General features: G+C 72.9%; 24 protein-coding genes and 2 pseudogenes. 16 read left to right on the top strand and 10 right to left on the bottom strand.

Annotation, left to right across the window (positions count from 1 at the left end):
- Positions 1–75: 75 nt before the first annotated feature.
- Positions 76–519 carry an NUDIX domain-containing protein gene (locus AB8A24_RS03870; RefSeq protein WP_328962874.1) on the top strand — a complete coding sequence of 148 codons (444 nt, stop codon included), beginning with the start codon at positions 76–78 and terminating at the stop codon, positions 517–519.
- Between the two features lie 13 nt (positions 520–532).
- Here the strand turns inward: AB8A24_RS03870 and AB8A24_RS03865 are convergent, their stop codons facing one another.
- Together AB8A24_RS03865 and AB8A24_RS03860 are read right to left on the bottom strand one after the other, a co-directional pair.
- The gene (locus AB8A24_RS03865; protein ID WP_369474698.1) at positions 533–1,390 is read right to left on the bottom strand and encodes a serine protease; all 858 of its coding nucleotides are present in this window, start codon (positions 1,388–1,390) and stop codon (positions 533–535) included.
- 84 nt (positions 1,391–1,474) lie between these two features.
- The gene (locus tag AB8A24_RS03860; RefSeq protein WP_328962872.1) at positions 1,475–1,969 is read right to left on the bottom strand and encodes a GNAT family N-acetyltransferase; all 495 of its coding nucleotides are present in this window, start codon (positions 1,967–1,969) and stop codon (positions 1,475–1,477) included.
- A gap of 154 nt (positions 1,970–2,123) precedes the next feature.
- Between AB8A24_RS03860 and AB8A24_RS03855 the strand changes: the two genes are divergently transcribed.
- Positions 2,124–3,356 carry an MFS transporter gene (locus AB8A24_RS03855; RefSeq protein ID WP_369474763.1) on the top strand — a complete coding sequence of 411 codons (1,233 nt, stop codon included), beginning with the start codon at positions 2,124–2,126 and terminating at the stop codon, positions 3,354–3,356.
- A gap of 144 nt (positions 3,357–3,500) precedes the next feature.
- On the opposite strand, the gene AB8A24_RS03850 is transcribed toward AB8A24_RS03855, so the two are convergent.
- Positions 3,501–4,727 carry an amidohydrolase family protein gene (locus AB8A24_RS03850; protein ID WP_369474696.1) on the bottom strand — a complete coding sequence of 409 codons (1,227 nt, stop codon included), beginning with the start codon at positions 4,725–4,727 and terminating at the stop codon, positions 3,501–3,503.
- 131 nt (positions 4,728–4,858) lie between these two features.
- On the opposite strand from AB8A24_RS03850, the gene AB8A24_RS03845 reads away from it, so the two are divergent.
- The 4 genes from AB8A24_RS03845 (at position 4,859) to AB8A24_RS03830 (ending at position 10,158) form a co-directional block, all read left to right on the top strand.
- Positions 4,859–8,005: a BTAD domain-containing putative transcriptional regulator gene (locus AB8A24_RS03845; RefSeq protein ID WP_369474695.1), complete on the top strand. Its 3,147-nt coding sequence runs from the start codon at positions 4,859–4,861 to the stop codon at positions 8,003–8,005.
- Positions 8,006–8,183: 178 nt separating this feature from the next.
- Positions 8,184–8,369, top strand: coding sequence for a hypothetical protein (locus tag AB8A24_RS03840; RefSeq protein WP_328962869.1), 186 nt, complete (start codon positions 8,184–8,186; stop codon positions 8,367–8,369).
- A 126-nt stretch (positions 8,370–8,495) separates the two neighbouring features.
- Positions 8,496–9,227, top strand: coding sequence for a class I SAM-dependent methyltransferase (locus AB8A24_RS03835; protein ID WP_369474693.1), 732 nt, complete (start codon positions 8,496–8,498; stop codon positions 9,225–9,227).
- Between the two features lie 115 nt (positions 9,228–9,342).
- Positions 9,343–10,158, top strand: coding sequence for a hypothetical protein (locus AB8A24_RS03830; protein WP_369474691.1), 816 nt, complete (start codon positions 9,343–9,345; stop codon positions 10,156–10,158).
- A gap of 36 nt (positions 10,159–10,194) precedes the next feature.
- Here AB8A24_RS03830 and AB8A24_RS03825 read toward each other — a convergent pair whose 3' ends face one another.
- Positions 10,195–11,841, bottom strand: a complete 1,647-nt coding sequence (locus tag AB8A24_RS03825) for a FadD3 family acyl-CoA ligase (protein WP_328962866.1) — start codon at positions 11,839–11,841, stop codon at positions 10,195–10,197.
- A gap of 95 nt (positions 11,842–11,936) precedes the next feature.
- Between AB8A24_RS03825 and AB8A24_RS03820 the strand changes: the two genes are divergently transcribed.
- From AB8A24_RS03820 to AB8A24_RS03785, 8 genes and pseudogenes are all read left to right on the top strand, one after another.
- On the top strand, positions 11,937–13,088 hold the full coding sequence (locus AB8A24_RS03820; protein WP_328962865.1) for a lipid-transfer protein: 1,152 nt from the start codon (positions 11,937–11,939) through the stop codon (positions 13,086–13,088).
- 73 nt (positions 13,089–13,161) lie between these two features.
- Positions 13,162–13,587, top strand: coding sequence for a Zn-ribbon domain-containing OB-fold protein (locus tag AB8A24_RS03815; RefSeq protein ID WP_030717463.1), 426 nt, complete (start codon positions 13,162–13,164; stop codon positions 13,585–13,587).
- Complete coding sequence (locus AB8A24_RS03810; protein ID WP_328962864.1) at positions 13,584–14,360, top strand: enoyl-CoA hydratase/isomerase family protein; 777 nt, start codon at positions 13,584–13,586, stop codon at positions 14,358–14,360. The genes AB8A24_RS03815 and AB8A24_RS03810 overlap by 4 nt, the downstream gene beginning before the upstream one ends.
- Before the next feature lie 36 nt (positions 14,361–14,396).
- Entirely contained in the window at positions 14,397–15,038 is a 642-nt protein-coding gene (locus tag AB8A24_RS03805) for a hypothetical protein (protein ID WP_369474688.1), read from the top strand.
- 130 nt (positions 15,039–15,168) lie between these two features.
- Positions 15,169–15,279 (top strand): annotated as a pseudogene (locus tag AB8A24_RS03800) (hypothetical protein); the annotation flags it as partial.
- A gap of 12 nt (positions 15,280–15,291) precedes the next feature.
- Positions 15,292–15,462 (top strand): annotated as a pseudogene (locus AB8A24_RS03795) (RHS repeat-associated core domain-containing protein); the annotation flags it as partial.
- Positions 15,463–15,676: 214 nt separating this feature from the next.
- A complete protein-coding gene (locus AB8A24_RS03790) occupies positions 15,677–15,856 on the top strand; it encodes a hypothetical protein (RefSeq protein ID WP_369474686.1) in 180 nt (59 codons plus the stop codon).
- Complete coding sequence (locus tag AB8A24_RS03785) at positions 15,843–16,214, top strand: DUF6193 family natural product biosynthesis protein (RefSeq protein ID WP_369474684.1); 372 nt, start codon at positions 15,843–15,845, stop codon at positions 16,212–16,214. The genes AB8A24_RS03790 and AB8A24_RS03785 overlap by 14 nt, the downstream gene beginning before the upstream one ends.
- Positions 16,215–16,321: 107 nt before the next feature.
- Here the strand turns inward: AB8A24_RS03785 and AB8A24_RS03780 are convergent, their stop codons facing one another.
- The 3 genes from AB8A24_RS03780 to AB8A24_RS03770 form a co-directional block, all read right to left on the bottom strand.
- Positions 16,322–16,819: a peptidylprolyl isomerase gene (locus AB8A24_RS03780; protein WP_328962861.1), complete on the bottom strand. Its 498-nt coding sequence runs from the start codon at positions 16,817–16,819 to the stop codon at positions 16,322–16,324.
- A 68-nt stretch (positions 16,820–16,887) separates the two neighbouring features.
- Complete coding sequence (locus AB8A24_RS03775; RefSeq protein WP_328962860.1) at positions 16,888–19,293, bottom strand: serine/threonine-protein kinase; 2,406 nt, start codon at positions 19,291–19,293, stop codon at positions 16,888–16,890.
- A gap of 280 nt (positions 19,294–19,573) precedes the next feature.
- Positions 19,574–20,368 carry a VOC family protein gene (locus tag AB8A24_RS03770; protein ID WP_328962859.1) on the bottom strand — a complete coding sequence of 265 codons (795 nt, stop codon included), beginning with the start codon at positions 20,366–20,368 and terminating at the stop codon, positions 19,574–19,576.
- A 296-nt stretch (positions 20,369–20,664) separates the two neighbouring features.
- Between AB8A24_RS03770 and AB8A24_RS03765 the strand changes: the two genes are divergently transcribed.
- Positions 20,665–21,312, top strand: a complete 648-nt coding sequence (locus AB8A24_RS03765; RefSeq protein WP_030013555.1) for a TetR family transcriptional regulator — start codon at positions 20,665–20,667, stop codon at positions 21,310–21,312.
- A 145-nt stretch (positions 21,313–21,457) separates the two neighbouring features.
- Here AB8A24_RS03765 and AB8A24_RS03760 read toward each other — a convergent pair whose 3' ends face one another.
- Positions 21,458–21,931, bottom strand: coding sequence for a nitroreductase family deazaflavin-dependent oxidoreductase (locus AB8A24_RS03760; protein ID WP_328962858.1), 474 nt, complete (start codon positions 21,929–21,931; stop codon positions 21,458–21,460).
- Positions 21,931–23,229 (bottom strand): acyl-CoA dehydrogenase family protein, encoded by a 1,299-nt coding sequence (locus tag AB8A24_RS03755; protein ID WP_328962857.1) that lies wholly within the window; start codon positions 23,227–23,229, stop codon positions 21,931–21,933. The genes AB8A24_RS03760 and AB8A24_RS03755 overlap by 1 nt, the downstream gene beginning before the upstream one ends.
- Positions 23,230–23,387: 158 nt before the next feature.
- Here AB8A24_RS03755 and AB8A24_RS03750 point away from each other — a divergent pair, with 158 nt between their 5' ends.
- On the top strand, positions 23,388–24,641 hold the full coding sequence (locus AB8A24_RS03750; protein ID WP_369474680.1) for an acetyl-CoA acetyltransferase: 1,254 nt from the start codon (positions 23,388–23,390) through the stop codon (positions 24,639–24,641).
- A gap of 30 nt (positions 24,642–24,671) precedes the next feature.
- Here AB8A24_RS03750 and AB8A24_RS03745 read toward each other — a convergent pair whose 3' ends face one another.
- On the bottom strand, positions 24,672–24,878 hold the full coding sequence (locus AB8A24_RS03745) for a DUF4287 domain-containing protein (RefSeq protein WP_030388288.1): 207 nt from the start codon (positions 24,876–24,878) through the stop codon (positions 24,672–24,674).
- Positions 24,879–25,072 lie beyond the last annotated feature (194 nt).

Below are 25,072 nucleotides of genomic sequence, written 5' to 3'. Positions count from 1 at the left end.
GGGGCGGGCAAACAGCGGTAAAAGGCCTGGTGCAAGCCCATCCCCCGGAACCGATCACCGGCGTACATTGAATCGATGATGCGAACTCCACGTCACGCAGCGCGCGTTGTCATCCTGTCCCCCACCGGATCCGTGTTCCTCTTCCGGGAGGACAACGTGGAGGTGGGCATCCACTGGCTGCCGCCCGGCGGCGGCATCGATCCCGGCGAGAGTCCCGAGGACTGCGTGCGGCGCGAGCTGCGCGAGGAGACCGGCTGGACCGACCTGGAGCCCGAACGGCTGCTCTGCACCTGGGAGCACGACTTCACGCACCAGGGGATCCCGGTCCGCCAGCACGAGCACATCTTCGTCACCACGGGCCCGCACCGCGAACCGGTCCTGGAGGCCCCGGACATCCACTGGCAGTGGCTCTCCCCGCAGCGCCTGGCCACCCTGGGCGAACCCCTGTGGCCCCCGCGCCTGGCGAACCTCCTGGCCGACACCCCTGCGGAACCGGTCCACCTGGGGCTGCTGGCCTGAGCCGTCCTGCGGCTCAGGCGGGCGGGGCCTTCGCGGTGGCCTTGGCGTAGAGCGAGGCCGCGTACTCGCCGAGGACCGTGCTGGTCGACACGTCGTCCGTGTCCCCGCCCGTGAGGATGCCGATGATCTTCCCGTCACCGGCGATCCACGCGCTGCCGCTGGTGCCGCCCGGGAAGTCGGCGCAGTCGAAGCGCTGTTGGGTCGCGCTCTCGCGGACGGCGACCGAGGTGCAGGTACGGGGAATCCCCCGGTCGGCGGGGTATCCGGTGACGGTGACCCGCTCGCCCGCGCGGCCGCTGGTGTCGAGGACGGCCGCGCCGGTCACGTCCTCGATGGTGCGGCCCTTGGCGTCCGGGGCGAGGCGGGCGAAGGCGAGGTCGTAGTCGTCGTCCGTACCCTCGGCCCAGCGGTCGTCCTCGAAGACTTCCTCGATCTTCCATGTGCCGTACGGGGCGACGCCATTGGCGTACGCGGGCGCGAAGACGGCGCTTCCGTCGCGCTGGTCCCCTTCGAGCAGGCAGTGCCCGGCGGTGATGATCATGTTCCGGCCGGGGCTGGTCACCACGGTGGCCGTGCAGAAGTGATCACTGTCCAGGCCGTTGGTGAACAGGGCACCGGTGAAGGCGGCGGGCCCTCCGGGCTGCGGGGTGACAGCCGGCGGCAGGGTGGCGCCGGGAGCCGGGGACAGCTGGGGCTTCGCCACGTGCGATCGCGATGACGGGCCCGTCGGGGACGCGCTCGGCGCGGCCTTCGCCCGTACCGGAGGGACTACCTCCGGTGGCGGTGCGAGCTTGGCCACCGCGGCGGAGGCCCCCAGGGCCGCCACCGCGCACAGCACCGCCGTCACGACGGTCCGCTTGTCCACCGGCATGATCATCCTCCTGCTTTGCCCTGGCGAAGCATGCCCCGGCGGTCGGGTCGGGTGCAAGGCCGCGGACGGCTCCCGGCCCGCGCCTCACACGGTTTCGACCCGCAGGTCGCATACGAAACCCAGGCCCGGACGGCCGTCCAGATCCATCTCGCCGGTGGTCACGAACCCCGTACGGGCCAACACGGCGCGCGAGCCGGTGTTGTCGAGCGTGGTGACCGCCCGCAGCTCGGTCAGTCCGTACTCCGTGACGGCCAGCCCGCGGGCCTCCCGGACCCCGGCCGTGGCCAGACCCCGGCCCGTGGCCCGTTCGGCGATCCGGTACCCGAGCTCGGCCGAACCGTCCGCCACGTCCACGAGGTTGACCCGCCCCATCACCTCGCCGTCGTCACCCACCAGGACGTGGAAGAAGCACAGCCCGGTGGCCTGCTCGGCCATCAACGCGGCGTGCCGCGCGTCGAAGTCGGCGAAGTAGCGATCGCCTCGGTCCGGGACCGAAGCGGCGAAGTAGGCCCGGTTCTCCCGCTCGAACGCGAGCAGGGCCGGTGCGTGGTCGAAGCGCAGCAACTGGAGTCGGGGCACGGCCCGATGCTAAGGGCTGTCCCGTAATCCGCGGTGGGTCAGGGAGTGGTGGTCGGTGCCGTACGTCGCGAGGGGGACGTGCTGCCTATAGGGCGTCTGCCCGATCCCCGGGCCCCTCCTTAGAACACAGGCTGGGCCGGTGATCGATCGAGGCGTGGGCGTGGGGAAGGTCCTGCGGGACCGCAACGCGGGGCTCTACCTGTCCGGGGTGGTGGTCTCGGGATTCGGTACGACCGCCATGTGGCTGGTCGCCGGGGTCTGGGTGAAGTCGCTGACCGGGTCGGACGCGCTCGCGGCGCTGACCGCGTTCACCCTGTGGGCGCCGGTGCTGGCCGGGCCCGCGCTGGGCGCGCTCGCCGACCGGCTGCCCCGGCGGCCGCTGCTGGTCGGCCTCGGGCTCGTGATGGCCGCACTGCTGCCCGTACTGACCCTGCTGGACTCGGCGGGGCGGGTGTGGCTGCTGTTCGCGGTCCTGCTCGTGTACGGGATCTGCGGCACCGTGCACGGGGCGGCGGAGGCGGCCCTGGTGCCGCAGGCCGTCGGCCACCGGCTCCTGGGGGACTTCAACGGACTGCGGCTCACCGCCGACGAGGGCATGAAGCTGCTCGCGCCCCTGGTGGGCGCGGGCCTGTTCGCCCGCTTCGGCGGGGCCTCGGTGGCCCTGCTCGACGCGGTGACCTTCGCGCTGGCGGCGGGCATCTTCGCCCTGCTCCGGGTGCGCGAGGAACAGCCGGAGCGGGAGCGGATCCGGGCCGAGGTGCCGGGGTTCGCGCGGCTGCTCGAGGGCGGGCGGCAGCTGTGGAAGGAGCCGGCGCCGCGCACGCTGGTGTCGGCCGGCGCCGCCGTGATGTTCCTGGCCGGGCTGAACGGCGCGGTGATCTACGCGGTCGCCGGGGACGTGCTGGGGCACGCGCCCACCTACGTGGGGGTGTTGTACGCGGTGCAGGGCGCGGGTTCGGTCCTGAGCGGGATCGTGGCGGGCCCGCTGTTGCGCCGACTGCCGGAGAGGGTGTTCACGGCCGCCGGAGTGGCCCTGTTCGCCCTGGGGGTCGGGGTCCGGGCGCTGCCGTACGACGCGGTGGCCCTGGCGGGCAGTGCGGCCATCGGCGCCGGGCTGCCGTGCGTGCTGATCGCCGCGCTGACGGCGGTGCAGCGCGAGGTCCCGAACGCCGTGCTGGGCCGCGCGGCGGCCACGGCCAACACCCTGATCTTCGTACCGAACGCGCTGGCCCTGGCCCTGGGGTCCGCCCTGGTGGCCTTCGTGGACGTGCGGGTGCTGCTGCCGGTGCTGACGGTCGCTGGGCTGGCCACGGCGCTGCTGCTCGTAGCGGGGCCGTGGGCCGGGCGCGGTGCCTCCAGGCCGTCCCTTTCGGATCTTGTCGGATGAGCCCGGGTCGGCCGTGCCGGGCGGGCCGGGCCCGGCAGGATCCGGAAGAGACGGCCCAGGGCGGGCGTGCGTGGCCGCGCGGCACGCGGGTGGTCGTAGGGCGTGGCCGGTGGAGGGGGCCGGCCACGCCCTACGACAGCGGGCTCACGCCCCCGGCCCCGCCCACAGGCCGTCGGCCGTGAGCCCGAGCAGGTCGATCGCGTTGCCGCGCACGATGCGGTCCACCACGTCCGGCGCGAGGTGGCCCATCTGGCTCTCGCCGACCTCGCGGGACTTGGGCCAGGTGGAGTCGGAGTGGGGGTAGTCCGTCTCGTAGAGGACGTTGGCGACGCCGATCGAGTCGAGGTTCTTCAGGCCGAAGGCGTCGTCGAAGAAGCAGCCGAAGACGTGCTCGGCGAACAGCTCCGACGGCGGGCGCAGCACCTTGTCCGCGACTCCGCCCCAGCCCCGGTTCTCCTCCCAGACGACGTTCGCGCGCTCCAGGATGTACGGGATCCAGCCGATCTGGCCCTCCGCGTACATGATCTTCAGGTGGGGGAAGCGCTCGAACTTGCCGCTCATCAGCCAGTCGACCATCGAGAAGCAGCAGTTGGCGAAGGTGATGGTGGAGCCGACCGCCGGCGGCGCGTCGGCCGAGGTGGACGGCATGCGCGAGGAGGAGCCGATGTGCATGGCGATGACCGTGCCGGTCTCGTTGCACGCCTCCAGGAAGGGGTCCCAGTCGTCCGTGTGGATGGAGGGGAGGCCCAGGTGCGGGGGTATCTCGGAGAACGCGACCGCGCGCACCCCGCGCGCGGCGTTGCGGCGGACCTCGGCGGCGGCCAGGCGGGCGTCCCAGAGCGGGACCAGGGTGAGGGGGATGAGACGGCCTCGGGCGTCCGGGCCGCACCACTCCTCCACCATCCAGTCGTTGTAGGCCTGCACGCCGAGGAGTCCCAGCTCACGGTCCTTGGCCTCGGTGAAGGTCTGGCCGCAGAAGCGGGGGAAGGTCGGGAAGCAGAGGGCCGACTGGACGTGGTTGACGTCCATGTCCGCGAGCCGGTCGGGAACCGAGAAGGACCCGGGGCGCATCTGCCCGTAGGTGATGACTTCCAGTTTGATCTCGTCGCGGTCGTACCCGACAGCCGTGTCGAGGCGGGTGAGCGGCCGGTGCAGGTCCTCGTACACCCACCAGTCGCCGATGGGACCGTCGTCGCCCTTGGCCCCCATCACGGGGGCGAACTTGCCGCCGAGGAAGGTCATTTCCTTCAACGGGGCGCGGACGACGCGGGGGCCGATGTCGCGGTACCTGGACGGGAGCCGGTCCCGCCAGACGTGCGGGGGCTCCACCGTGTGGTCGTCCACCGAGATGATCTTCGGGAAGGTCTCCATGGCCTATACGGTAGCGCTGATCTGACGAACCGTCAGCTAGTTGGCCGGTGATCGGTCAGGTACGGGCTGACGTGTACGCGCGATACAGGGCAGACTGACCCTTACACCGACGGAAGGCAGGGGGACGACAGATGGACGGCGTACCGGCCATCCCGAGCCCGCGGAAACATCCCGAGGCCCGTACGGCTGCCGTCGTACCCGAAGTCGGCCCGGTGACGACCCCCGCACGCGCGACCCGCGCACCCGCGGCCGGCGCCCCGACCGACTTCGCCGCGAGCACCACCGCAGGCACCACCGGCACCACCGGCACCACCGGCACCACCGCGGACAGAGACGCCACCGCCTCGGGCCCCGACGGCACCGTCGGCCCCGGCGGGTCCCGGTTCGCCGTCCTCGGTCCCGTCCGCGCCTGGCGCGGCGCCGAGGCCCTGCCCTCCGGCACCCCCCAGCAGCGCGCCCTGCTCGCCGTACTCCTGCTGCGCGACGGCCGCACCGCCACCGCGCCCGAACTCATCGACGCCATCTGGGGCGAGGACCCGCCGCAGCAGGCCCTCGCCACCATCCGCACCTACGCCTCCCGCCTGCGCAAGGTCGTCGCCCCCGGCCTCCTCGTCACCGAGTCCGGCGGCTACGCCATCCGGCTGCGCTCCACCGCCACCCTCGACCTCGGCGTCGCCCGCAGCCTCGCCGCCGACGCCGAGGCGGCCCGGTCCGCCGGTGACCGCTCCCTCGCCCGTACGCTCCTGGCCCGCGCCCTCGGCCTGTGGGAGGGCGAGCCCCTCGCGGGCGTCCCCGGCCCGCACGCGGAGACCGAGCGCATCCGGCTCGCCGAATGGCGCCTGCAGTTGCTGGAGACCCGCCTCGACCTCGACCTGGAGGTCGGCCAGCACGCCGAGGCCGTCTCCGAGCTCACCGCCCTCACCGCCGCCCACCCGCTGCGCGAACGCCTGCGCGAGCTGCTGATGCTCGCCCTCTACCGCAGCGGCCGGCAGGCCGAGGCCCTCGCCGTCTACGCCGACACCCGCCGCCTCCTCGCCGACGAGCTCGGCGTCGACCCTCGTCCCGAACTGGCCGCCCTCCAGCAGCGCATACTGAACGCCGACGCCGATCTCGCCCGCGCGGAGGATCCGGCCCCGGCCGCCGCGACCGTTCACGTAAGGCCTGCCCAATTGCCTGCGACCGTTCCCGACTTCACCGGCCGCGCCAGCTTCGTCGACGAGCTCGGCGCCATCCTCGGCGGCGGCGCCCTGGACCAGGTCATGGCCGTCTCCGCGCTCGCCGGCATCGGCGGCGTCGGCAAGACCACCCTGGCCGTGCACGTGGCCCACGCCGCCCGCCCGCACTTCCCCGACGGCCAGCTCTACGTCGACCTCCAGGGCACCGAGGCCCGACCTGCCGAACCGGAGGCCGTCCTCGGCTCCTTCCTGCGCGCCCTCGGCACCCCCGACACGGCCATCCCCGACTCCCCCGCCGACCGGGCCGCGCTCTACCGCTCCACCCTCGACGGCCGCCGCGTCCTGGTCCTCCTCGACAACGCGCGCGACGCCGCCCAGGTCCGCCCACTGCTGCCGGGCACCGCCGGCTGCGCCGCCCTCGTCACCAGCCGGGTCCGCATGGCGGGCCTCGCCGGGGCCCATCTCGTCGACCTCGACGTGATGAGCCCCGAGGAAGCCCTCCAGCTCTTCACCCGGATCGTCGGCGAGGAGCGCGTACGCGCCGAACGCCAGGCCGCCCTCGACGTCGTCGGCGCCTGCGGCTTCCTGCCGCTCGCCATCCGCATCGCCGCCTCCCGGCTCGCCGCCCGCCGCACCTGGACCGTCTCCGTCCTGGCCGCCAAGCTCGCCGACGAGCGCCGCCGCCTCGACGAGCTCCAGGCCGGCGACCTCGCCGTCAAGGCCACCTTCGAGCTCGGCTACGGCCAGCTGGAGCCCGCCCAGCAGCGCGCCTTCCGCCTCCTCGGCCTCGCCGACGGCCCCGACATCTCGCTCTCGGCGGCAGCCGCCGTGCTCGACCTGCCCGAGTACGACACCGAGGACCTCCTCGAGGCCTTAGTGGACTGCTCCCTGCTCGAATCCGCCGCTCCCGGCCGCTACCGCTTCCACGACCTCGTACGGCTCTACGCGCGTGCCTGCGCCGAGCGTGACGAGCAGCCGCCGAGCGGGCGCGAGGCGGCCCTGGACCGACTGCTGGACTTCTACCTGGCCACCGCCTCCGGGGTCTACGCCCTGGAACGCCCCGGCGACCGGCTGCCCGCGCACCTGTCCGACACCCATTACCCCGGGCTGGTCTTCGCCGAGCCGCGGGCCGCCCTGGACTGGCTGTACGCCGAGGCCGACCCGCTGCTGGCGTGCGTACGCCAGGCCGCCGTACGCGGCGGCGAGACGCTGGTCCTGCGCCGGGCCGTGGACCTGCTGTGGGCGGCGAAGGACCTGGCGGAGTCCGGGGCCAACTCCCGGCAGTACGAGTCCGCCGCGGTCGCCCTGCGCGACGCGGGCCAGGCCGCGAAGGACCCGTACGCCGAGGGCCGCGCCCGCACCACCCTCACCAACGTCCACCTGGTCGCGGGTCGCTTCGCCGAGGCCGACGACGAGGCCGCCCGGGCCACCGTGCTCGCGCGCGAGGCCGGCGACCCGCTGCCCATGTGCTGGGCCCCCAACGACCGCGGGATCATCGCCCTCTACGAGGGCCGGCACGCGGACGGCGAACGCTACCTGCTGCAGGCCATCGAGTGCTTCCGCGCCGACGGCAACAACGTCGGCGAGGCCAGCGCCCTGTGCAACCTCTCCCGCATCCACGTGGAACTGGGCCGGCTGCCCAGCGCCATAGACCTGGCCCAGCAGGGCATCGCCATCTACGACCGGATGGGCCTGAGCCTGCGCCTGGCCAACGGCCGCTACGCGCTCGGCATCGCCCTCACCCAGGCGGGCCGGCTCGGCGAGGCCCTGGCGCAGCTCGCCGAGGCGCTGTCGCTGTTCCACGAGAACCGCCAGCCGCTGTGGGAGGGCGTGACGCACTTCCGGCTCGCCGAGGCCCACCTGGCGGCGCGCCGGCCCACCCTGGCCGCCTCGCACGCCGAGCAGGCCATCGCGCTGCGCGGGATCGGCGGGGAGTGGCGCCGGGCGACGGTGCTGACGGTGCTCGGCAAGGCGCTGCGGCGGCTGGGGCAGCGGGACCGCGCGCGGGCCTGCTGGCGCGACGCGGAGGCCGTGTTCACGCAGCTGCGGTCGGCCGAACTGGGCGAGGTACAGGCCCTGTTGGCCTCGGAGATCGCGGCCTGAGCTGCGGGGACGCCGGTTGAACGAGGCGTTCATCGTTCGTTTATCGCCGTCCGACACGATAGGTGCATCGACCCGGCGCCTCGGGGGAGCATCCGGGCCGGTTGGTGGACTACCCGTTCGGCGGTCATCGGGGGAATCGCCGAACGGGCCCAGCCCTACCCATTCATCAGGAGAATCGATGACGACGAACGAGAACCTCAAGCCGCTCGACAACCACGCCTCGGGCGTCGATATCGAGACCTTGGACAACCACGCCTCGGGCATCGAGATCAAGCCGCTGGAGAAGGAGCCGGCTCCGGCCGCGCCCACGACGGACGAAGAGATCCAGACGCTGGACAACCACGCGTCCGGTCCGCGTCCGTAGCACTCACGAGACGTACGGGGGATTCCACGGGGGAATCGGGGGAACGGCGGTCGCGGTGGCCCGGAGGGGGAGCCACCGCGACCGCCGTACACGTGTGTGCGCGCCCCCGCGGCATAGGCTGGGAGCGTGTTCTCCTCCCACGGGCCGAGCGTCCGCGAACTGGCAGTGCAGGGCCTCTCCTCGGTGGAGCGGGGCTACGACCTCCTCGCGCCGAAGTTCGACCACACCCCCTTCCGCACCCCGGACCGGATGCTCGACGCCGTCGAGGAGACGCTCGCCCAGGTGGCGGGCGGCTTCGACGCCGGCCTGGACGTGTGCTGCGGCACGGGCGCCGGGATCGACATGCTGCGCCGGCTGTGCCGGGGCCGGGTGACGGGCGTCGACCTCAGCGCGGGCATGCTGGCGGAGGCCGGACGCCGGTACGGTGCGGACGCCGAGCGCGTGGACTTCGTACAGGCCGACGCGCGGGCCCTGCCGGCCGCCCTCGCGGACACGTACGACCTGGCGGTCAGCTTCGGTGCCTTCGGCCACTTCCTCCCGAAGGAGCGGCCCGCGCTCTTCTCCGGGATCCACGCCACGCTGCGCGAGGGCGGGGTCTTCGCCTTCCCGATCGGCGCCCCGCTGCCGCTCGGCTCCCCGGTGCGGTGGGCGACGACGGGCTTCGACGCGGCGATGCGGGTGCGCAACGCGGTGTGGCGTCCCCCGTTCGTCATGTACTACCGGACCTTCCCCCTGGGCCCGGTCCGCGCGGACCTCCGGGCGGCCGGCTTCACGGTGGAAACGATTCCCCTGGCCCACTTCGGCCACCGCCCGGACGGCACCCCCCACTGGCGCCTGCTCCTGGCCCGCCGGACCTGAGGCTCCGCGTCCGCGGGGGCTCGGCGGAACGGCTGCGTCACCATCGGGGCACCGGGCACAATTCGTGAGGAACCGTCAGGCAGCCTGCGCACCACCTCACTCCATGGAGCAGCCGGTGTCGTCACAGGAAATGCTCATCACGCTCACCCCCCAGCAGGCGGCCTACGGTGTGATCCTCCCCGTGGAGCTGCCGACCGGCACGGTCCGGCTGCGCATACCGTCCTGCCGGCACGGCGATCTCGTCCGGGTCCGCGTCGGCACCGAGGAGGTCCTGCTGCGCATCCACGTGACCGGGGCGGGCGCGGCCTGGATCGCGGGGGCCGGCGGGATCACGCCGTCGGCCGCGACCCCGGCCACCTTCCCGGCCGGGGCGGGTGCGACCCCGCCGGCGCGGCCCGCGCAGGCCGGCGGCGGGCGCGGCTGCCTGGTGGCCCTCGCCGTGGCCGCGGCACTGGCCCTCGGCTTCTTCCTGCTGAGCGACGGCGACGACGACCGCGGTGACGGCAAGACCTCCGCCGAGGCCACGCCCACCTGGTCGCCCTCCTGGACTCCCTCCTGGACGCCCTCGCCTTCCCCCTCCGACTCCCCCGACGACTCCTCCTCGTCCGGGGCGTCGGCCCCCGCCGCCGCCACCCCGTACAGCCCCGAGGCGAGCCCCGAGCCCAGCCCGTTCGACCGGGGCACCTGCCTGAACGGACAACTGCCGGACTCGACGACGCCGCGCAGTGTCAGTGGCGTCTCGGAGGTGCCCTGCTCGGCGTCCGACGCGCACTACCGGGTGATCGAGAGCATTCCCGGCACCTCCGACATGGACAGCTGCAACGGCAACCCGAAGACCCAGTACGCCTTCTCCTACCGCTACATGCGCGGTTCCATCGTCCTCAACCAGTACGTGTACTGCCTGGTCGGCATCGGCTCGTACGCCCGCTGAGCCGGGCGCCCGGTGCCGGCCCGGCGGGCGCCCGGCTCAGCGGACGCGCAGTTCGCGCTTGAGGATCTTGCCGCTCGCGTTGCGGGGGAGTTCCGTCACGAACTCCACCGCGCGCGGCACCTTGTAGTTGGCCATCTCGCGGCGGGACCAGGCGATCAGGTCGTCCGCGGTGAGGGTGGAGCCGGGGTGGCGGACCGCGTAGGCCTTGCCGACCTCGCCGAGGCGCGGGTCCGGGATGCCGATCACCGCGACGTCCGCGATGTCCGGGTGGAGGCCGAGGAGTTGCTCGATCTCGGCGGGGTAGGCGTTGAACCCGCCGACGATGAACATGTCCTTGATCCGGTCGGTGATGCGCAGGTTGCCGTCCTCGTCCAGGTACCCGACGTCGCCGGTGTGCAGCCAGCCCTCCGGGGTGATCGCGCGGGCGGTCTCCTCGGGGTCCTCGAAGTAGCCCTGCATGACGTGGTAGCCGCGGACCGCGATCTCGCCCGGCTGCCCGGTCGGCCGGGGGCGCCCGTCCGCGTCCAGGATCACCACCTCGGTGTCCGGGACGGCCCGGCCGGAGGTGGCGGAGACGGTCTCGGCGGGGTCGCCGCGGCGGCACATGGTGACGATGCCGCTGGCCTCGGACAGCCCGTACGCCGTGAGGACGACTCCGATGCGCAGCTCGCCGCGCAGCCGTTCGACCAGCCGCAGCGGGACCACGGCCGCGCCGGTGACGACCAGGCGCAGGGCGGAGAGGTCGTGGTGGCCGCGCTGGGGGTGGTCGAGGAGCGACTGGTGGAGGGTGGGCGGCCCGGGGAGTACGGAGATCCGCTCGGCGGCGACGTTCGCGAGGACGGTGTCCACGTTGAAGACGGACTGCGGGACCATCGTGGCCCCGCGCATCAGGCAGGCGATGATCCCCGCCTTGTAGCCGAAGGTGTGGAAGAAGGGGTTCACGATCAGGTAGCGGTCGCCCTCGCGCAGTCCGGCGAGCTCGCACCACACGTCGTAGCAGCGCAGGGACTGGGCGTGGGTGATGACCGCACCCTTGGGGCTACCGGTGGTGCCGGAGGTGAAGATGATGTCGGAAGGGGACTCGGGACGGATGGCCTCGGCGCGCTCGCGGACCGCCGCGGCCGGTACGCCGTCCCCGCCCGCCAGGAAGTCCTTCCAGGTGCGGAAGGAGTCGGGGGCGTCGTCGGCGAGGACGACGACCTGTTCCAGGTGCGGGAGTCCGGGCAGCGGGCCGCTGCCGGGGCCCTCGGCCGCGGCGCGGCGCAGGGAGGCGACGTAGGAGGTGCCGAGGAAGGTGCCGGTGACGAAGAGCAGCCGGGCCCGGCTGCGTTCCAGGACGTACGCGGCCTCCGTGCCCTTGAAGCGGGTGTTGAGGGGGACGAGCACCGCGCCGGCCGAGACGGCGCCGAGGGCGGAGACGATCCACTCCAGGGTGTTGGGGGCCCAGACGGCGACCCGGTCGCCGGGTTCGATCCCGGCGGCGACGCAGGCGGCGGCGGCCCGCTCGACGCGTTCGCCGAGCTGCGCGTAACTGATCCGGGTGCGCCCGTCGACGACGGCCTCGCGGTCGGCGTACTGTGCCGCTGCCGCCCGCACGAGCTGCGCGATGCTGCCCCAGCGCAGATCCCCGCGCGGGTCCTCGCGTACGTCCTCGTGCCGGTCGTCGCGCCCGTCGTCGCCCATTGCGTGCCACCTTCCCGCAGACCCAGTAGCTGACTATCCGTCAGATTAGCTGTAGCCTTCGCGGCTGTCAGTACTGGCGCACCCCGGAGGTGGCGATGGCGGCAACGCTCAAGGACGCGACGGCGATAGTCGGCATCGGGCAGACCGCCTTCGCCAAACACCTGCCGCAGTCCGAGAAGGAACTGGCCTGCCGAGCCATCCTGGCGGCCCTCGCCGACGCCGGCATCGAACCCTCCGAGGTCGACGCCTTCGCCTCCTACACCATGGAGGAGACCGACGAGGTCGAGGTCGCCAAGGCCATCGGCGCCGGCGACGTCACCTTCTTCTCCAAGATCGGCTACGGCGGCGGCGGTTCCTGCGCCACCGTCGGCCACCTCGCCTCCGCCGTCGCCACCGGCCAGGCCGCCGTCGGCGTCGCCTGGCGCTCCCGCAAACGCGGCTCCGGCCCCCGCCCTTGGAAGAACACCGCCGTCCAGCTGCCCACCCCCGGCCAGTGGACCAGACCCTTCGGCCTGCTCCGGCCCGCCGACGAGATCGGCATGCTCGCCCGCCGCTACATGCACGAGTACGGCGCCACCCGCGACCACCTCTTCAACGTCGCCATGGCCTGCCGCAACCGGGCCAACGCCAACCCGGCCGCGATGATGTACGAGCGCCCGCTGACCCGCGAGATGTACATGACCTCCCGCATGATCAGCGACCCGCTCTGCCTCTTCGACAACTGCCTGGAGACCGACGGGGCACTGGCCTGCGTGATCGTCTCCGCCGAGCGCGCCCGCGACTGCCGACAGAAGCCCGTCTACGTCCACTCCGTCGCCCAGGGCCTGCCCGCCCAGCACCACGGCATGGTCAACTACTGGAACGACGACCCCCTGTCCGGCCCCGCCTGGACCGCCGCCCGCCACCTGTGGAAGCAGGCCGACTTCGGGCCCCAGGACGTGGACGTCGCCCAGATCTACGACGCCTTCACCCCGCTGATCCCGCTCTCCCTTGAGGGCTACGGATTCTGCGGCCGCGGCGAGGGCGCCGCGTTCACCGAGGGCGGCGCCCTGGAGATGGGCGGCCGACTCCCCATCAACACCGGGGGCGGCGGCCTGTCCGAGGCGTACGTGCACGGCTTCAACCTGATCAACGAGGGCGTCAAGCAGCTGCGCGGCGTCTCCACCGCCCAGGTGCCGGACGCCGCGACCTGCCTGGTGACGGCGGGCGAGGGAGTCCCGACGTCCGCGATCCTGCTGAGGAGCTGACCCGATGACCACCACCTCCGCCGCCACCTCCGCCGCCTCCGGCTCCGCCGCCACCTCCGCCGCCGCGGACGCGCTGTTGCTGCCGGTCCCCGACGAGGACGGCGCCCCCTTCTGGGAGTACGCCGCCCAGGGCGAACTCCGCGTCCAGGCCTGCGCCGCCTGCGGCCGGCTGCGCTTCCCGCCCCGCCCCTGCTGCCCGCACTGCCGGTCCTTCGACAGCGAGTGGCGCCGCATGAGCGGCCGCGGCCGCATCTGGTCCTACGTACGGCCGCACCCGCCGCTGCTGCCCGCCTACGCCGCGCAGGCCCCGTACAACGTGATCCTCGTGGAACTCGCCGACGCCCCGCACATCCGGCTCGCCGGGAACCTGGTGACCTCGGCCGACGCCCCGCTCGACTCGGTGGACCCGGCCCGGCTGCGGATCGGCGCCCGGGTGCACGTGGTCTTCACCGAGACGGGCGGCATGGCCGTGCCCCGCTGGGTCCTGGAGAAGTCATGACCGTGCGGGTGGAACGGGACAAGGCGACCGGGGTCGCCGTCGTCACCCTGGACCGGGTCGACCGGCACAACGCCGTCGACCTGGAGACCGCCGCCGAACTGAGCGCGGTATGGCGGGAGTTCCGGTTCGCCGAGGAGGTACGGGCGGTCGTCCTGACCGGCGCAGGAGGGGCCGCGTTCTGCACGGGCGTCGACCGCGGCGTCGACGTGCCGCAGCCCGCCTCCCCCTACTCGGCCGACGACCCGCTGATCGCCATCGGCCCCAAGGCGGGCGACCTGTGGAAGCCGGTCGTCGCCGCCGTCAACGGCATGGCCTGCGGCGGCGCCTTCTACCTGCTGGGCGAGGCGGAATTCCTGATCGCCTCCGAGACCGCCACCTTCTTCGACCCGCACACCACCTACGGAATGGTCAGCGCCTACGAGGCCGTCTACATGGCACAGCGCATGCCCTTCGGGGAAGCGGCCCGGATGTCCCTGATGGGCACGGCCGAACGGCTCTCCGCGCGCCGGGCCCACGAGATCGGACTGGTCTCGGAGCTGACCGCGCCCGACGCGCTGCTGCCGGCGGCCCTGCGGGCGGCCGAGACCCTGGCCGGCTTCCCGACCCAGGCCGTACAGGGCACCGTACGGGCCCTGTGGTCGGCGAAGCAGGCCGCGCTCCAGCAGGCCCTCGCCCAGGCCCCGGCACTGATCGCGCTGGGGAACCTGGCGCCGGAGCGGCAGGCGGAGCTGTTCGGCTCCCGGCGGCCGGGCACGGAGTTCAGGCTGCGCTGACGCGCGGTGGCAGCCCCGGGGCCTCAGGGTTTGCGCGTGGACTTCGGGCCGGGCTTCTTCGGGGTGGACCCGGGCGTGGGCCTGGAGCCGCCCGACGTGGTGGTCCTGGCCGGGCCCGGCGTCCCGCTGTCGGACGATTCGACGGGCCGGTCGAGCCTGCACGCGGTGACCTCGCCCGCCCGCGCGACCTCCTCGAGCGGAACGCTGACCACGCGGCTCTCGCGCGCGCCGAGGGTCTCCTCGACGACGGTCGACTCGACGGTGGCGCCGTTCGCGCCCTCCCGGTACAGGTTCACCGCGAAGGTCGCCCTGCGGTCCACGTTCGAGGTGATCCGGACCGTGGTGACCGGCGGGGTGGCGCCGACGCAGGTGACCACGACGGCCGTGGCCGGGGCGCCGCTCGCACTCGCGGAGGGCGCCGCGGTGGCCGTGGCCGTGGCCGTGCTGTTGCTGCTGCTGTGGCTCTTCTTCCGGCTCTTGGAGCTGGAGCACCCGCCACCGCTGCTGCTCTTGCTCTTGCTCTTGCCGCTGCTCCCGCCGTGCGACGAGAACCCGGTCAGTGCGAACACGACCGCCACCAGCACCGCGGTGAACCTGATATGCCGCCCAGCCACCATGGCCCGAACCCCTCCCGTGGACAACGGCGGGCCACGCTACCAGCCGGGGCGCGCCAGGTAAGCAAAACATAAGGATCACCTCCAGGTCATCGCCGAGACCGACCCCCTCGGCCACACGGTCCGTCGGCTCTGGGACCCGCACGACCGCGACGACCCGACTCACCCACGATGCGTCGGGCCACCTGACCGGCGTGGACGATTCCGGCGGCGCGTTGGACCGCCTGGTCTGCGATGCCGCCGGCCTCCCGCTGGCCATCCGAGGTCCGCTGGGCACGGTCACCCGCTACGAGCGGGACGCCTTCGGCCGCCCGACCCCCGGCCAGTACTTCGACCCGGAGTCCGATCTCCACTACAACCGGCACCGCCACTACGATCCGGCTGCAGGCCGCTACGTCTCCCCGGACCCGCTCGGGCTCACCCCGGCGCCCAACGCGTACACGTACGTCGACAACCCGACGGTGTGGATCGACCCGCTGGGCCTGGCGATGTGCCCGCACAGCAAGAATGAGGAGCACCGGCAACAGTGTGGTGCTGGGTCCGAACGTCGCCCCGGATGACCAGTCGAACAGTCTGGCCAGGTATCTGCGGAACGACCCGAGCGACCCCGAGTACCACGACCCGACCAGACCACGGGATCCCGGGGCCCACACATACAACGGGTCCGCCTACTCAGCGCAGGAGGCAGGCGGTCCGGTATGGATGACCAATGTCATGAGCGCGGTCAACGATCGAGGCACGACGTTGTCGATCACCCTTGACGGGATGCCGAACAGTTCCGGCCAGGTAGGCAACTGGAATACGCCCGAAGACATCGTGGACGCCTTCCAGACTGTCGGCGCTGCACAAGAAGAAGTGATGTCACCGCATGACGAACGATGACGTTTCGCCGGCCGCGGCGGAGATCGTGGCGAGCTCATGGCAGACCGTCCTGGACTACGGTCCGGACCGGGTCGATCCCGCCGTGCCTCGTGCCGCGTACAGCCATCCGGCGCTGCGGGAGCTGTTCCCTGCGGTCAGCCACGGTGTGCTGTACCTCAGCCGTTGCATCCAGTACCCGTGGGCCCGGGACATCGCTACCGCCTTCCCGCAGGCCGCCGGTGGCTACCGAGTACGAAGGCAATCCGACAGCACCCTGCTCGGCGTGACAGAGACGGTGGAGGAGGCCTACCGCCTGATCGCAGCGCATCTCCCCGAGGGCTGTGGCCCGGCGATCGACGGCACCGCGAACGACCTGTGAGGTCGCCGTGCCGTACGGCACGGGGCGCACCTGTCGGCCCCCGGACATGGCGGCGGCCCCGGCCCCCTGAGGGGGCGGGGCCGACCGGCCGTGCAGGCGGGTGGGGATCAGGCGGCGTCGACGACGCCGGAGGCCGCGATCTCGACCTTGCCCTTGGGGGCGCCGGACTGGGAGCCCAGGGCCTCGATCTGGTCGACGAGCTCCTGGCCCGAGACGACCTCGCCGAAGACGACGTGCTTGCCGTCGAGCCACGAGGTGACGACCGTGGTGATGAAGAACTGCGAGCCGTTGGTGTTGCGGCCGGCGTTCGCCATCGACAGCAGGTACGGGCGGTCGTGCTTCAGCTGGAAGTTCTCGTCCTCGAACTTCGCGCCGTAGATGCTCTTGCCACCGGTGCCGTTGTGGTTGGTGAAGTCACCGCCCTGCAGCATGAACTGGGGGATGACGCGGTGGAAGCCCGAGCCGGCGTAGCCGTAGCCGTTCTGGCCGGTGCACAGCTCACGGAAGTTCTGCGCGGTCTTCGGGACGACCTCGTCGAAGAGGTTGAAGACGATGCGGCCGGCGGGGGCGCCGTTGATGGTGATGTCGAAGTAGACGTTGCTCATGGGGTCCATCCTGTCACTCCCGGTGCGGTGCGCTACCCGGCGGGGCCGCAGCCCCGCCTCCGGGCAGGTCAACCGCTCGTACGGGTGCCCGTACCCTTCGCCGCGTCCAGGGCGTACACGCAGCGGTCCTTGCTGCACGCGTAGACCACGCCCGCGTCCGCCACCGGGGCGCCCGTGATCTCGCCGCCCGTGGCCAGCTTCCAGCGCAGCTGACCGCCCGCCGCGTCCAGCGTGTACAGGCAGTGGTCGGCCGAACCGAAGTGCACCCGGCCGTCCGCGACCGCCGGCAGGCCGGTGATCTCGCCGCCCGCCGCGAACCGCCACTTCGGGGTGCCGGTGACCGCGTCGAGCGTGTACAGCGCGCTGCCCGCGCCCAGGTGGACGTTGCCGTTCGCGACCACCACCGGGTCCGCGGACTGGCGTCCCTCCGTCGCGATCCGCCAGCGGTCCTGGCCGGTGGCCGCGTCGAGGGCGTAGACCGTGCCCAGGTAGTCGACGAGGTAGACCCCGCCGCCCGTGACGGCCGCGCCCGGCGCGAACGCCGGGGGCGCCAGGAAGACCGCGGGGGCCTCGAAGTGCCAGCGGACCCGGCCCGAGGCCCGGTCCACCGAGATGACCCGGGTGCCGGCCGCGACGTAGACGTTGCCGTCGGGGGCCGGAGTGACCCGCACGGGCACGTTCCCGCAGGAGGCCGCGTCGCCGATCGGGTAGGACCAGGACTCGCGGCCGGTACGGGCGTCCAGGGCGCGCAGCCGGGCGTCCTGCCACACGTACACCGTGCCGTCGTGGAGGACGGGGGCCGCCTCCGGGGTCTCGAAGTCGCTCTGCGCTCCGGTCAGCTCCCACAGCTTGTGGCCGTTGGAGGCCTCCCGGCCCTGTACGCCGCCGCCCCGGCTGGCGGTGACGACCGTGCCGCGTTCGGCGCGCAGCGCGTACACCCAGGCGTCGGTGGACAGCCGCCACCGCTCGGAGCCGTCGCCGGCGTCGAGCGCGAAGAGGGAGGGGCCGTCGGAGGCGTGGATCCGGCCGTCGGTGACCGCCATGGACCAGGCGACGTCGCGGGTCTTGAACTGGCGGCGGCCGCTCGCCACGTCCAGCGCGTGGACCTCGAAGGAGGTCACGTAGAGCAGGTTCCCGGCGACGGTCGGGGTGCCCCAGACCTCGTTGGACATGCGGAAGCGCCACGGCCGCCAGCGGCCGCTGTCCGGGGACGGGCCGGGGCTGCTCGGTACGGGCTGCACCGCCGAGGGGGTGGCCACCGATCCGCCGGGCGGGCGGATCCAGCCGGTCGCCGAGTCCGCGGCGGCAGACGAGGCGTGCGCGGCCGGGGCAGCGACGCTCGCGCGCGGGCCGGGCCCGATCGGCACCGGCGAGCCGCCCAGGCGCACCGGCTCGCCCGAGGGCACCGGGGACATCGGCGGGTGGTGCGGGCGCTGCGGGACGGCCTGGCCGGTACGCGGGTCCACCCACGAGTCGGCGCCGCGCGGCCGGCGGTGCGTGACGGCTTCGGAGGCCGACCCGCGGCCCCCGGAGGCCGGTCCGGGCGCCGGCACCACGGGGACGGGCGCGGGCGGCGTACGGTGCCCCGCGCGCCGGGCCTCGATCATCGCGACGGCGCGGGCGGGCAGCCACGCGGAGGCGGTGCCGCTGTCGTCACCGCCGTCGAAGAGGTGCGGAGCGAGCTGCGCCTGCAGGTCGGCCGGGGTGGGCCGGAGCGTGGCGTCCATCTGCATGCAGGAGTCGATCAGCGGCCGCAGCTCGGCGGGCAGCCCCTCCAGGTTGGGCCCCTCGCGCAGCAGCATGAAGACCGTCTCCACCGGGTTCGCCCCGTGGTAGGGCGGGTGCCCGGTGGCGGCGAAGACGAGGGTGGAGCCGAGCGAGAAGACGTCGGACGCGCCCTTGACGCTGCGCGAGTCCTTGGCCTGCTCGGGCGACATGTAGGCCGGGGTGCCGACGGCGACGTTCGTCATGGTCAGGCGGGTGTTGGAGACCCCGCTCGCGATACCGAAGTCGATCACGCGCGGGCCGTCCTCGACGACGAGCACGTTGGACGGCTTCAGGTCGCGGTGGACCAGGCCGGCGCCGTGGATGGACTGCAGGGCCTCGGCGATGCCGGCGGCGAGCCACCGTACGGCCTGGGCGGGCATGGGCCCGCACTCGTTGACGATCTCCTCCAGGGAGGGCGCCGGGACGTACGCGGTCGCCAGCCACGGCACGGCGGCGCGCGGGTCGGCGTCGACCACGGCCGCGGTGTAGAAGCCCGACACGGCGCGGGCCGCCTCCACCTCGCGCGTGAAGCGGACGCGGAAGAGCTGGTCCTCCGCGAGCTCGGTGCGCACCGTCTTGATCGCGACCCGCCGTCCGGACGCGGACCGCGCGAGATAGACCAGCCCCATGCCGCCGGCGCCGAGCCGTCCCAGCACCTCGAAGGGGCCGATCCGTCTCGGGTCGTGCTGCGTCAGCTGCTCCACCACTCGCCTCCACACCTCCCCGTACGGGCCACTCAGCGGGCCCGCTTCCACCGGCACGGGGCCCTGCCCCGTGCAGCGTCTCACTCCGGGCGCCGCCCGGGTCGAGCAACCCCGATTCTGTCAGGCCCGGACCCGGTCCGGCCCCGGCACGTCGAGCAGGGCGGTGTGATCTGCTCGGTGATCCTTCCGGAACCGGGGCGATCCGGACCGCGCGGCCCGGTCGGCACGCGGCCCGGTCGGCAGGGGGCCCGGTCGGCAGGAGGCCCGGTCCACGGGACGCCCGTTACGCGTTCGGCTTCGTGCGGGGTTCCGAGAGCAGACCGAAGACCGCCCCCTGGTTGTCGGCGACGACCGCGATCCGCCCGTAGGGGGTGTCGAAGGGGTCGGCGGTGACCCGGCCGCCGAGCCGCTGCACCATGGCGACCGACTGGTCGCAGTCCGGCACGGCGAAGTAGGCGAGGAAGTGCGCGGGCATGACCTCGGGGAAGGCCTCGGTGATCAGGCTGCGGCCGAGGACGGCGGTGTCCGTGCCGGGCGCGGTGCCGGGCGGGGACCAGATGCGGTACTCGACGCCGGCGTCGTCCTGGTCCTGCGGGACGTAGCCGAAGACCTTGGCGTAGAAGGCGTCGACGGCGTCGCGGGCCCGTGTGTAGACCTCGCTCCAGCAGTACGTGTACGGCTCCTGCTGGGCGTCGAAGCCGTGGTGGGTGCCGGGTTGCCACAGGCCGAAGACGGCGCCGCCGGGGTCGGCGGCCATCGCCGCGGTGCCGTACGGGCCGACCGGCATCGGGTCCATCACCATCTGGCCGCCGGCGGCGCGGATGCGCTGGGCGCAGGCGTAGGCGTCGTTGGTGTAGAGGTAGATCCCCCAGACGGTGGGCATGCGGCCGTCGGGCTTGGGGGCGAGGGCGGCGACGTTGCGGCCGCGGCTGTAGGCCTGGGTGTAGTGGCCGTACTCGGCACCCGCGCCTTCGGCGAAGGTCCACCCGAAGAGCTCACCGTAGAAGCGCTTGCCCGCCTCGACGTCCGGAAGCGAGGCGTCCACCCAGCAGGGTGCGCCTTCGACGAATGCGGCCATGGGCCCGTTTCCTTCCGTTGTGCGGGGGTGTGTACCCTCCCAACCCTCTCAGCCATGATCCGCCCGAAAACTTGTCCACAGCCTGTTGATAAGACTATTCGGGGGAAACCTTGCGGAACCGGGCGACACGCCCGGGGCCCCGACAGGGCCCGGCCGGGGGCTCGCGGGCCCCGACGCGCGTCCGAAATATGCCCCTGCGGCCGCCCGGGACCGCCTTCCGCCCAGGCCAGGGACCTCGTAACCCCATTTGCAGGCGGCCGAATAGCGCGCCGATCACCCCTCGGTAAGCTGACGGCATGACAGGACAAGTACGCACCGTCGACGGGCGTGTCGCCGGCCGGCGCGGCCAGGCGACGCGGCAGAAGCTGCTCGACTGCCTCAGCGAGATGCTCAGCTCCTCGCCGTACCGCGACGTCAAAGTGATCGACGTCGCCCGCAAGGCCGGCACCTCCCCCGCGACCTTCTACCAGTACTTCCCGGACGTCGAGGGCGCCGTCCTGGAGATCGCCGAACAAATGGCCACCGAGGGCGCGCAGTTGACGTCGCTCGTCGAGGGCCGGACCTGGGTCGGCAAGTCAGGGTGGGCCGCCGCCGAGGAACTCGTCGAGGGTTTCCTGGAATTCTGGCGCCGCAACGACGCGATCCTGCGGGTCGTCGACCTCGGCGCGGCCGAGGGCGACAAGCGCTTCTACAAGATCCGCATGAAGATCCTGAACTCGGTCACCAACTCCCTCACGGAATCGATGAAGGAGCTCCAGGCCAAGGGCAAGGTCGACAAGGACATCAGCCCCGCGGCGATGGCCGGCTCCCTGGTCGCGATGCTGGCCGCGGTCGCCTCGCACCAGAAGGGCTTCCAGACCTGGGGCGTCAAGCAGGCCGAGCTCAAGCCGAACCTGGCGCTGCTCGTCCACCTCGGCATCACGGGCAAGAAGCCCACGAAGTAGCGGCGGCCCCCGGACGCCCTCCAGGGGCCCGCCGACCACGTCCCCGATCCACGCCAGATCCACGCCAGATCCAAGTCAGACCCACGCCAGACCCACGTCCGATCCACGCACGATCCGCGCCCGATCCACGCCAGATCGCCTGCGATCAGCGACGCTCCAGGCGGAACAACCGGATCTCGCGCTCGATGCGCGCCTGGTACGTCGCGTACGGCGGCCAGAACCTCAGCACCGCCCGCCACGCCTCCGCGCGTTCCTCACCCGCCAGCAGCCGGGCCCGGACGGGGATGTCCCTGCCTTGCCAACTCACGTCCGCGTCCGGGTGCTTGAGCAGGTTCCCGGTCCATGCCGGGTGCCCGGGCCGGCCGAAGTTGGAGCCGATCAGGATCCAGGTCGTCCCGCCGTTCTCCGGCATGCAGGCGAGCGGGGTCGTGCGCGGCTCACCGGTCTTGGCACCCTTGGCGGTGAGGATCACGCCCGGCAGCATCTGGGCGCTGAGGATGACCTTGCCGCGGGTCAGCTTGTGCACCGCCTTGTCCATGGCGGGGATGAAGTGCGGTGCGATCTTGGCGAAGAGCAGGGTCGAGGAGACCTTCTGCATCAGCTTGACGCCGGGAGCCATCAGACGGCCACCTTCTCTTGTGCGGGCGGGGGCGGGGACGTGCGCGGGGACGTGGGCGTGGGCGTCGGCGCGGGCGGGGACGTGACGGGAGATGCCGCCGAGTCCCCGACCGGAGCCGTCGCCGGATCCGCGAACAGGCCCGCGCGGTCGGCGGCGTGCGCCCGCAGCCGGTGGACCGGGCCGAACAGCAACTCGTCGGCCGCCGCCCGCTTGAAGTAGAGGTGCGCGTCGTGCTCCCAGGTGAAGCCGATCCCGCCGTGCAGCTGGATCGCCTCGCCCGCGGTCACCCGTAGGGTCTCCAGGGCCTGCGCGAGCGCGAGGCCGCCCTGGTCGGGGTCCCAGGCGGCGTAGTAGGCCGCCGAGCGGGCCGCCTGCACCCGCACGTACAGGTCGGCGAGGCGGTGCTTGACCGCCTGGAAGGAGCCGATCGCCCGGCCGAACTGCTCACGCTGACGTACGTACTCCACCGTACGGGCCAGCGCCTGACCGGCCGCGCCGACCGCCTCGGCGGCCAGCACGGCCGCGGCGGTGCGCCCGGTCGCGGCGAGCGCGCCGAGCACATCCGCCCCTTCGTCGCCGAGCAACTCCGCGGGAACGTCTCGCAGTTCGATCCTGGCCTGCGGGCGGGTCTCGTCCAGGACGGCCTGTCGGGACCGTACGAGCCCCGGCGCGTCCTCCCGTACGAGGAACAGCTGCGTGCGGCTGCGCGCGAAGCCGCCGGTATGCGCGGCGACGAGCAGCAACCCGGCGCTGTGCCCGTCGAGCACCTGGGTGGCCTCCCCGTACAACCGCCGGCCGCTCCCGGCGGCGTCGGCGGTGACGGCCCGGGCCTGGACGCCGCCCGCGCGGCCGCCACCGGACCACTGCCCGGAGGGGTCCTCGCCGGTCAGCGCGAGGGCGGTGGCCAGCGCCGGGCCGCTGACGGCGAGGGCGGCGGTCAGGCCGCCCGTCGCCAGCGGCGGGAGCAGCGCGGAGCGCTGGGCGTCGGTACCGAGGGCGGTGATCAGGGGCACGCACAGGGCGGCGGTGGCCAGCAGCGGCGAGGGCAGCAGCGCCCGCCCTGTCTCCTCGCAGGCCAGGGCCAGGTCGGCGGGTGAGCAGCCGACACCGCCGTACTCCTCGGCGATGGCGATGCCCGGCAGCCCCAGCTGCCGGGCGAGCTGCTGCCAGAGCTCGCGGTCGTGTCCGGCGGCGGTGCGGACGGCGGCCTTGACCTCGTCGGGGCCGCAGCGTTTGCCCAGGATCTCGCGCAGGGTACGGCGTATCTCGTCCTGCTCCGCGGTGAAGGCGGCATCCATCGTCGAGCTCCTCCCGGGGGCACCTCCCGGCGGTGGCCGGGAGATATCTGACGGGCCGTCATGCTAGAGCGGAGGGCGCCAGATGCACAGGGGGCGGCGAGGGCGGGTTGCGCGGCGGGGTCTAGCGTCTGACACTCCGTCAGATATACCGTCCCCTCATGCCTGGACCCACATCTGGACCCACATCCGGCCCCACATCCGGCCCCTTGTCCGGACCCACGCCCGGAGCGGCGACCGGACCCGCGACCCGCGCCCGCCGGAAGGTCGCGGTCGTCGGCGTCGCCCTCTCGGACTGCGGCCGGGTCGACGGCCCCACCCCCTACGCCCTGCACGCGCAGGCCGCCCGCCGCGCCCTGGCCGACTCCGGCCTGGACCGCTCCGTCATCGACGGCTTCGCCTCGGCCGGCCTCGGCACACTCGCACCGGTCGAAGTGGCCGAGTACCTGGGCCTGCGTCCCACCTGGGTCGACTCCACCTCGGTCGGCGGCTCCACCTGGGAGGTCATGGCCGCCCACGCGGCGGACGCCATCGCCGCCGGGCACGCGAACGCCGTGCTCCTGGTCTACGGCTCCACGGCCCGCGCGGACATCAAGGCGCGGCGCCGCACGTCCAACCTCTCCTTCGGAGCGCGCGGACCGCTGCAGTTCGAGGTCCCGTACGGCCACACACTGATCTCCAAGTACGCCATGGCCGCCCGCCGCCACATGCACGAGTACGGGACGACACTGGAGCAGCTCGCCTCCGTGGCCGTACAGGCCCGCGCGAACGCGGCCACGAACCCGGACGCCATGTTCCGCGACCCGATCACGGTCGAGGACGTACTCGGCGGCGACATGATCGCCGACCCCTTCACCAAACTGCACTGCTGCATCCGCTCGGACGGCGGCTGCGCGGTGCTCCTGGCGGCGGAGGACTACGTACCGGACACCGCGAAGGCCCCCGTCTGGATCCTGGGGACGGGCACGTCCGTCTCCCACACCACCATGTCCGAGTGGGAGGACTTCACCGTGTCCCCGGCCGCCGTCTCGGGCCGCATCGCCTTCGAACGCGCCGGCCTCACCCCGGCGGACGTGGACCTCGCCGAGATCTACGACGCCTTCACCTACATGACCCTGGTGACCCTGGAGGACCTCGGCTTCTGCGCGAAGGGCGAGGGCGGGGCCTTCGTGGAGAAGGGTCGCCTGCTGCGCGACGGGGAACTCCCTGTCAACACCGACGGCGGCGGCCTCTCGGCCTGCCACCCCGGCATGCGCGGCCTCTTCCTCCTGGTCGAAGCGGTCCGCCAACTCCGCGGCGAGGCGGGGGCCGGCCAGGTCACCAAACCCGGCGGCCGCCTCCCGGAAGTCGCCCTGGCCTCGGGCACGGGCGGCTGGTTCTGCTCGTCGGGAACGGTCCTGCTGGGGCGGGGCTGACCGGCCCCCGCCCGGGGGGGGCGGGAGCCGCTACTTGCCCTCGGCGAGCGTGTGCGCGACGAGCGCATTGGCGTGACCGTGCCCCAGGCCGTGCTCGGTCTTGAGCCACGAGACCAACTCCATGTGCTTGGTCAGCGGCGAGGACCGAATCAGGTCCTGCCACTCCCCGATCGGACGTCCGTACTTCTTCTCGATCGAGGGGAAGTAGCTTGCGGGGCCCTTCACTGTCTCGGCCATGATGCGTGTCCCTCCGGGGGCGGTGCGGGTGTGTGCGGTGCGGTCTCGTAGGTATGACCGCGTCGAGGACGAGAACTCATCGGTGAGGCGAAGGATTTCTTCGAGGGCTTCGGTGAGCGGAAGCCGATCGCCCGGGGTCGGCTGAAGCGGCGGGAGCTGCTGGGGCGGCGTCAGGTAGGCGGGGGGGGGGGGTT

The sequence above is a fragment of the Streptomyces sp. BF23-19 genome (assembly GCF_041106355.1).
GTDB lineage: Bacteria > Actinomycetota > Actinomycetes > Streptomycetales > Streptomycetaceae > Streptomyces > Streptomyces virginiae_A.
Note: the sequence above shows the minus strand (reverse complement) of the source record. Positions and strands in the feature narration are given on the sequence as shown.

Excerpts from the sequence above, each read along its gene's own strand:
- AB8A24_RS03870 (WP_328962874.1), top strand. The coding sequence starts at position 76 with ATGATGCGAACTCCACGTCACGCAGCGCGCGTTGTCATCCTGTCCCCC.
- AB8A24_RS03865 (WP_369474698.1), bottom strand. The coding sequence starts at position 1,390 with ATGCCGGTGGACAAGCGGACCGTCGTGACGGCGGTGCTGTGCGCGGTG.
- AB8A24_RS03850 (WP_369474696.1), bottom strand. The coding sequence starts at position 4,727 with ATGGAGACCTTCCCGAAGATCATCTCGGTGGACGACCACACGGTGGAG.
- AB8A24_RS03845 (WP_369474695.1), top strand. The coding sequence starts at position 4,859 with ATGGACGGCGTACCGGCCATCCCGAGCCCGCGGAAACATCCCGAGGCC.
- AB8A24_RS03840 (WP_328962869.1), top strand. The coding sequence starts at position 8,184 with ATGACGACGAACGAGAACCTCAAGCCGCTCGACAACCACGCCTCGGGC.
- AB8A24_RS03825 (WP_328962866.1), bottom strand. The coding sequence starts at position 11,841 with ATGGGCGACGACGGGCGCGACGACCGGCACGAGGACGTACGCGAGGAC.
- AB8A24_RS03820 (WP_328962865.1), top strand. The coding sequence starts at position 11,937 with ATGGCGGCAACGCTCAAGGACGCGACGGCGATAGTCGGCATCGGGCAG.
- AB8A24_RS03810 (WP_328962864.1), top strand. The coding sequence starts at position 13,584 with ATGACCGTGCGGGTGGAACGGGACAAGGCGACCGGGGTCGCCGTCGTC.
- AB8A24_RS03790 (WP_369474686.1), top strand. The coding sequence starts at position 15,677 with ATGACCAATGTCATGAGCGCGGTCAACGATCGAGGCACGACGTTGTCG.
- AB8A24_RS03785 (WP_369474684.1), top strand. The coding sequence starts at position 15,843 with ATGACGAACGATGACGTTTCGCCGGCCGCGGCGGAGATCGTGGCGAGC.
- AB8A24_RS03780 (WP_328962861.1), bottom strand. The coding sequence starts at position 16,819 with ATGAGCAACGTCTACTTCGACATCACCATCAACGGCGCCCCCGCCGGC.
- AB8A24_RS03770 (WP_328962859.1), bottom strand. The coding sequence starts at position 20,368 with ATGGCCGCATTCGTCGAAGGCGCACCCTGCTGGGTGGACGCCTCGCTT.
- AB8A24_RS03765 (WP_030013555.1), top strand. The coding sequence starts at position 20,665 with ATGACAGGACAAGTACGCACCGTCGACGGGCGTGTCGCCGGCCGGCGC.
- AB8A24_RS03760 (WP_328962858.1), bottom strand. The coding sequence starts at position 21,931 with ATGGCTCCCGGCGTCAAGCTGATGCAGAAGGTCTCCTCGACCCTGCTC.
- AB8A24_RS03755 (WP_328962857.1), bottom strand. The coding sequence starts at position 23,229 with ATGGATGCCGCCTTCACCGCGGAGCAGGACGAGATACGCCGTACCCTG.
- AB8A24_RS03750 (WP_369474680.1), top strand. The coding sequence starts at position 23,388 with ATGCCTGGACCCACATCTGGACCCACATCCGGCCCCACATCCGGCCCC.
- AB8A24_RS03745 (WP_030388288.1), bottom strand. The coding sequence starts at position 24,878 with ATGGCCGAGACAGTGAAGGGCCCCGCAAGCTACTTCCCCTCGATCGAG.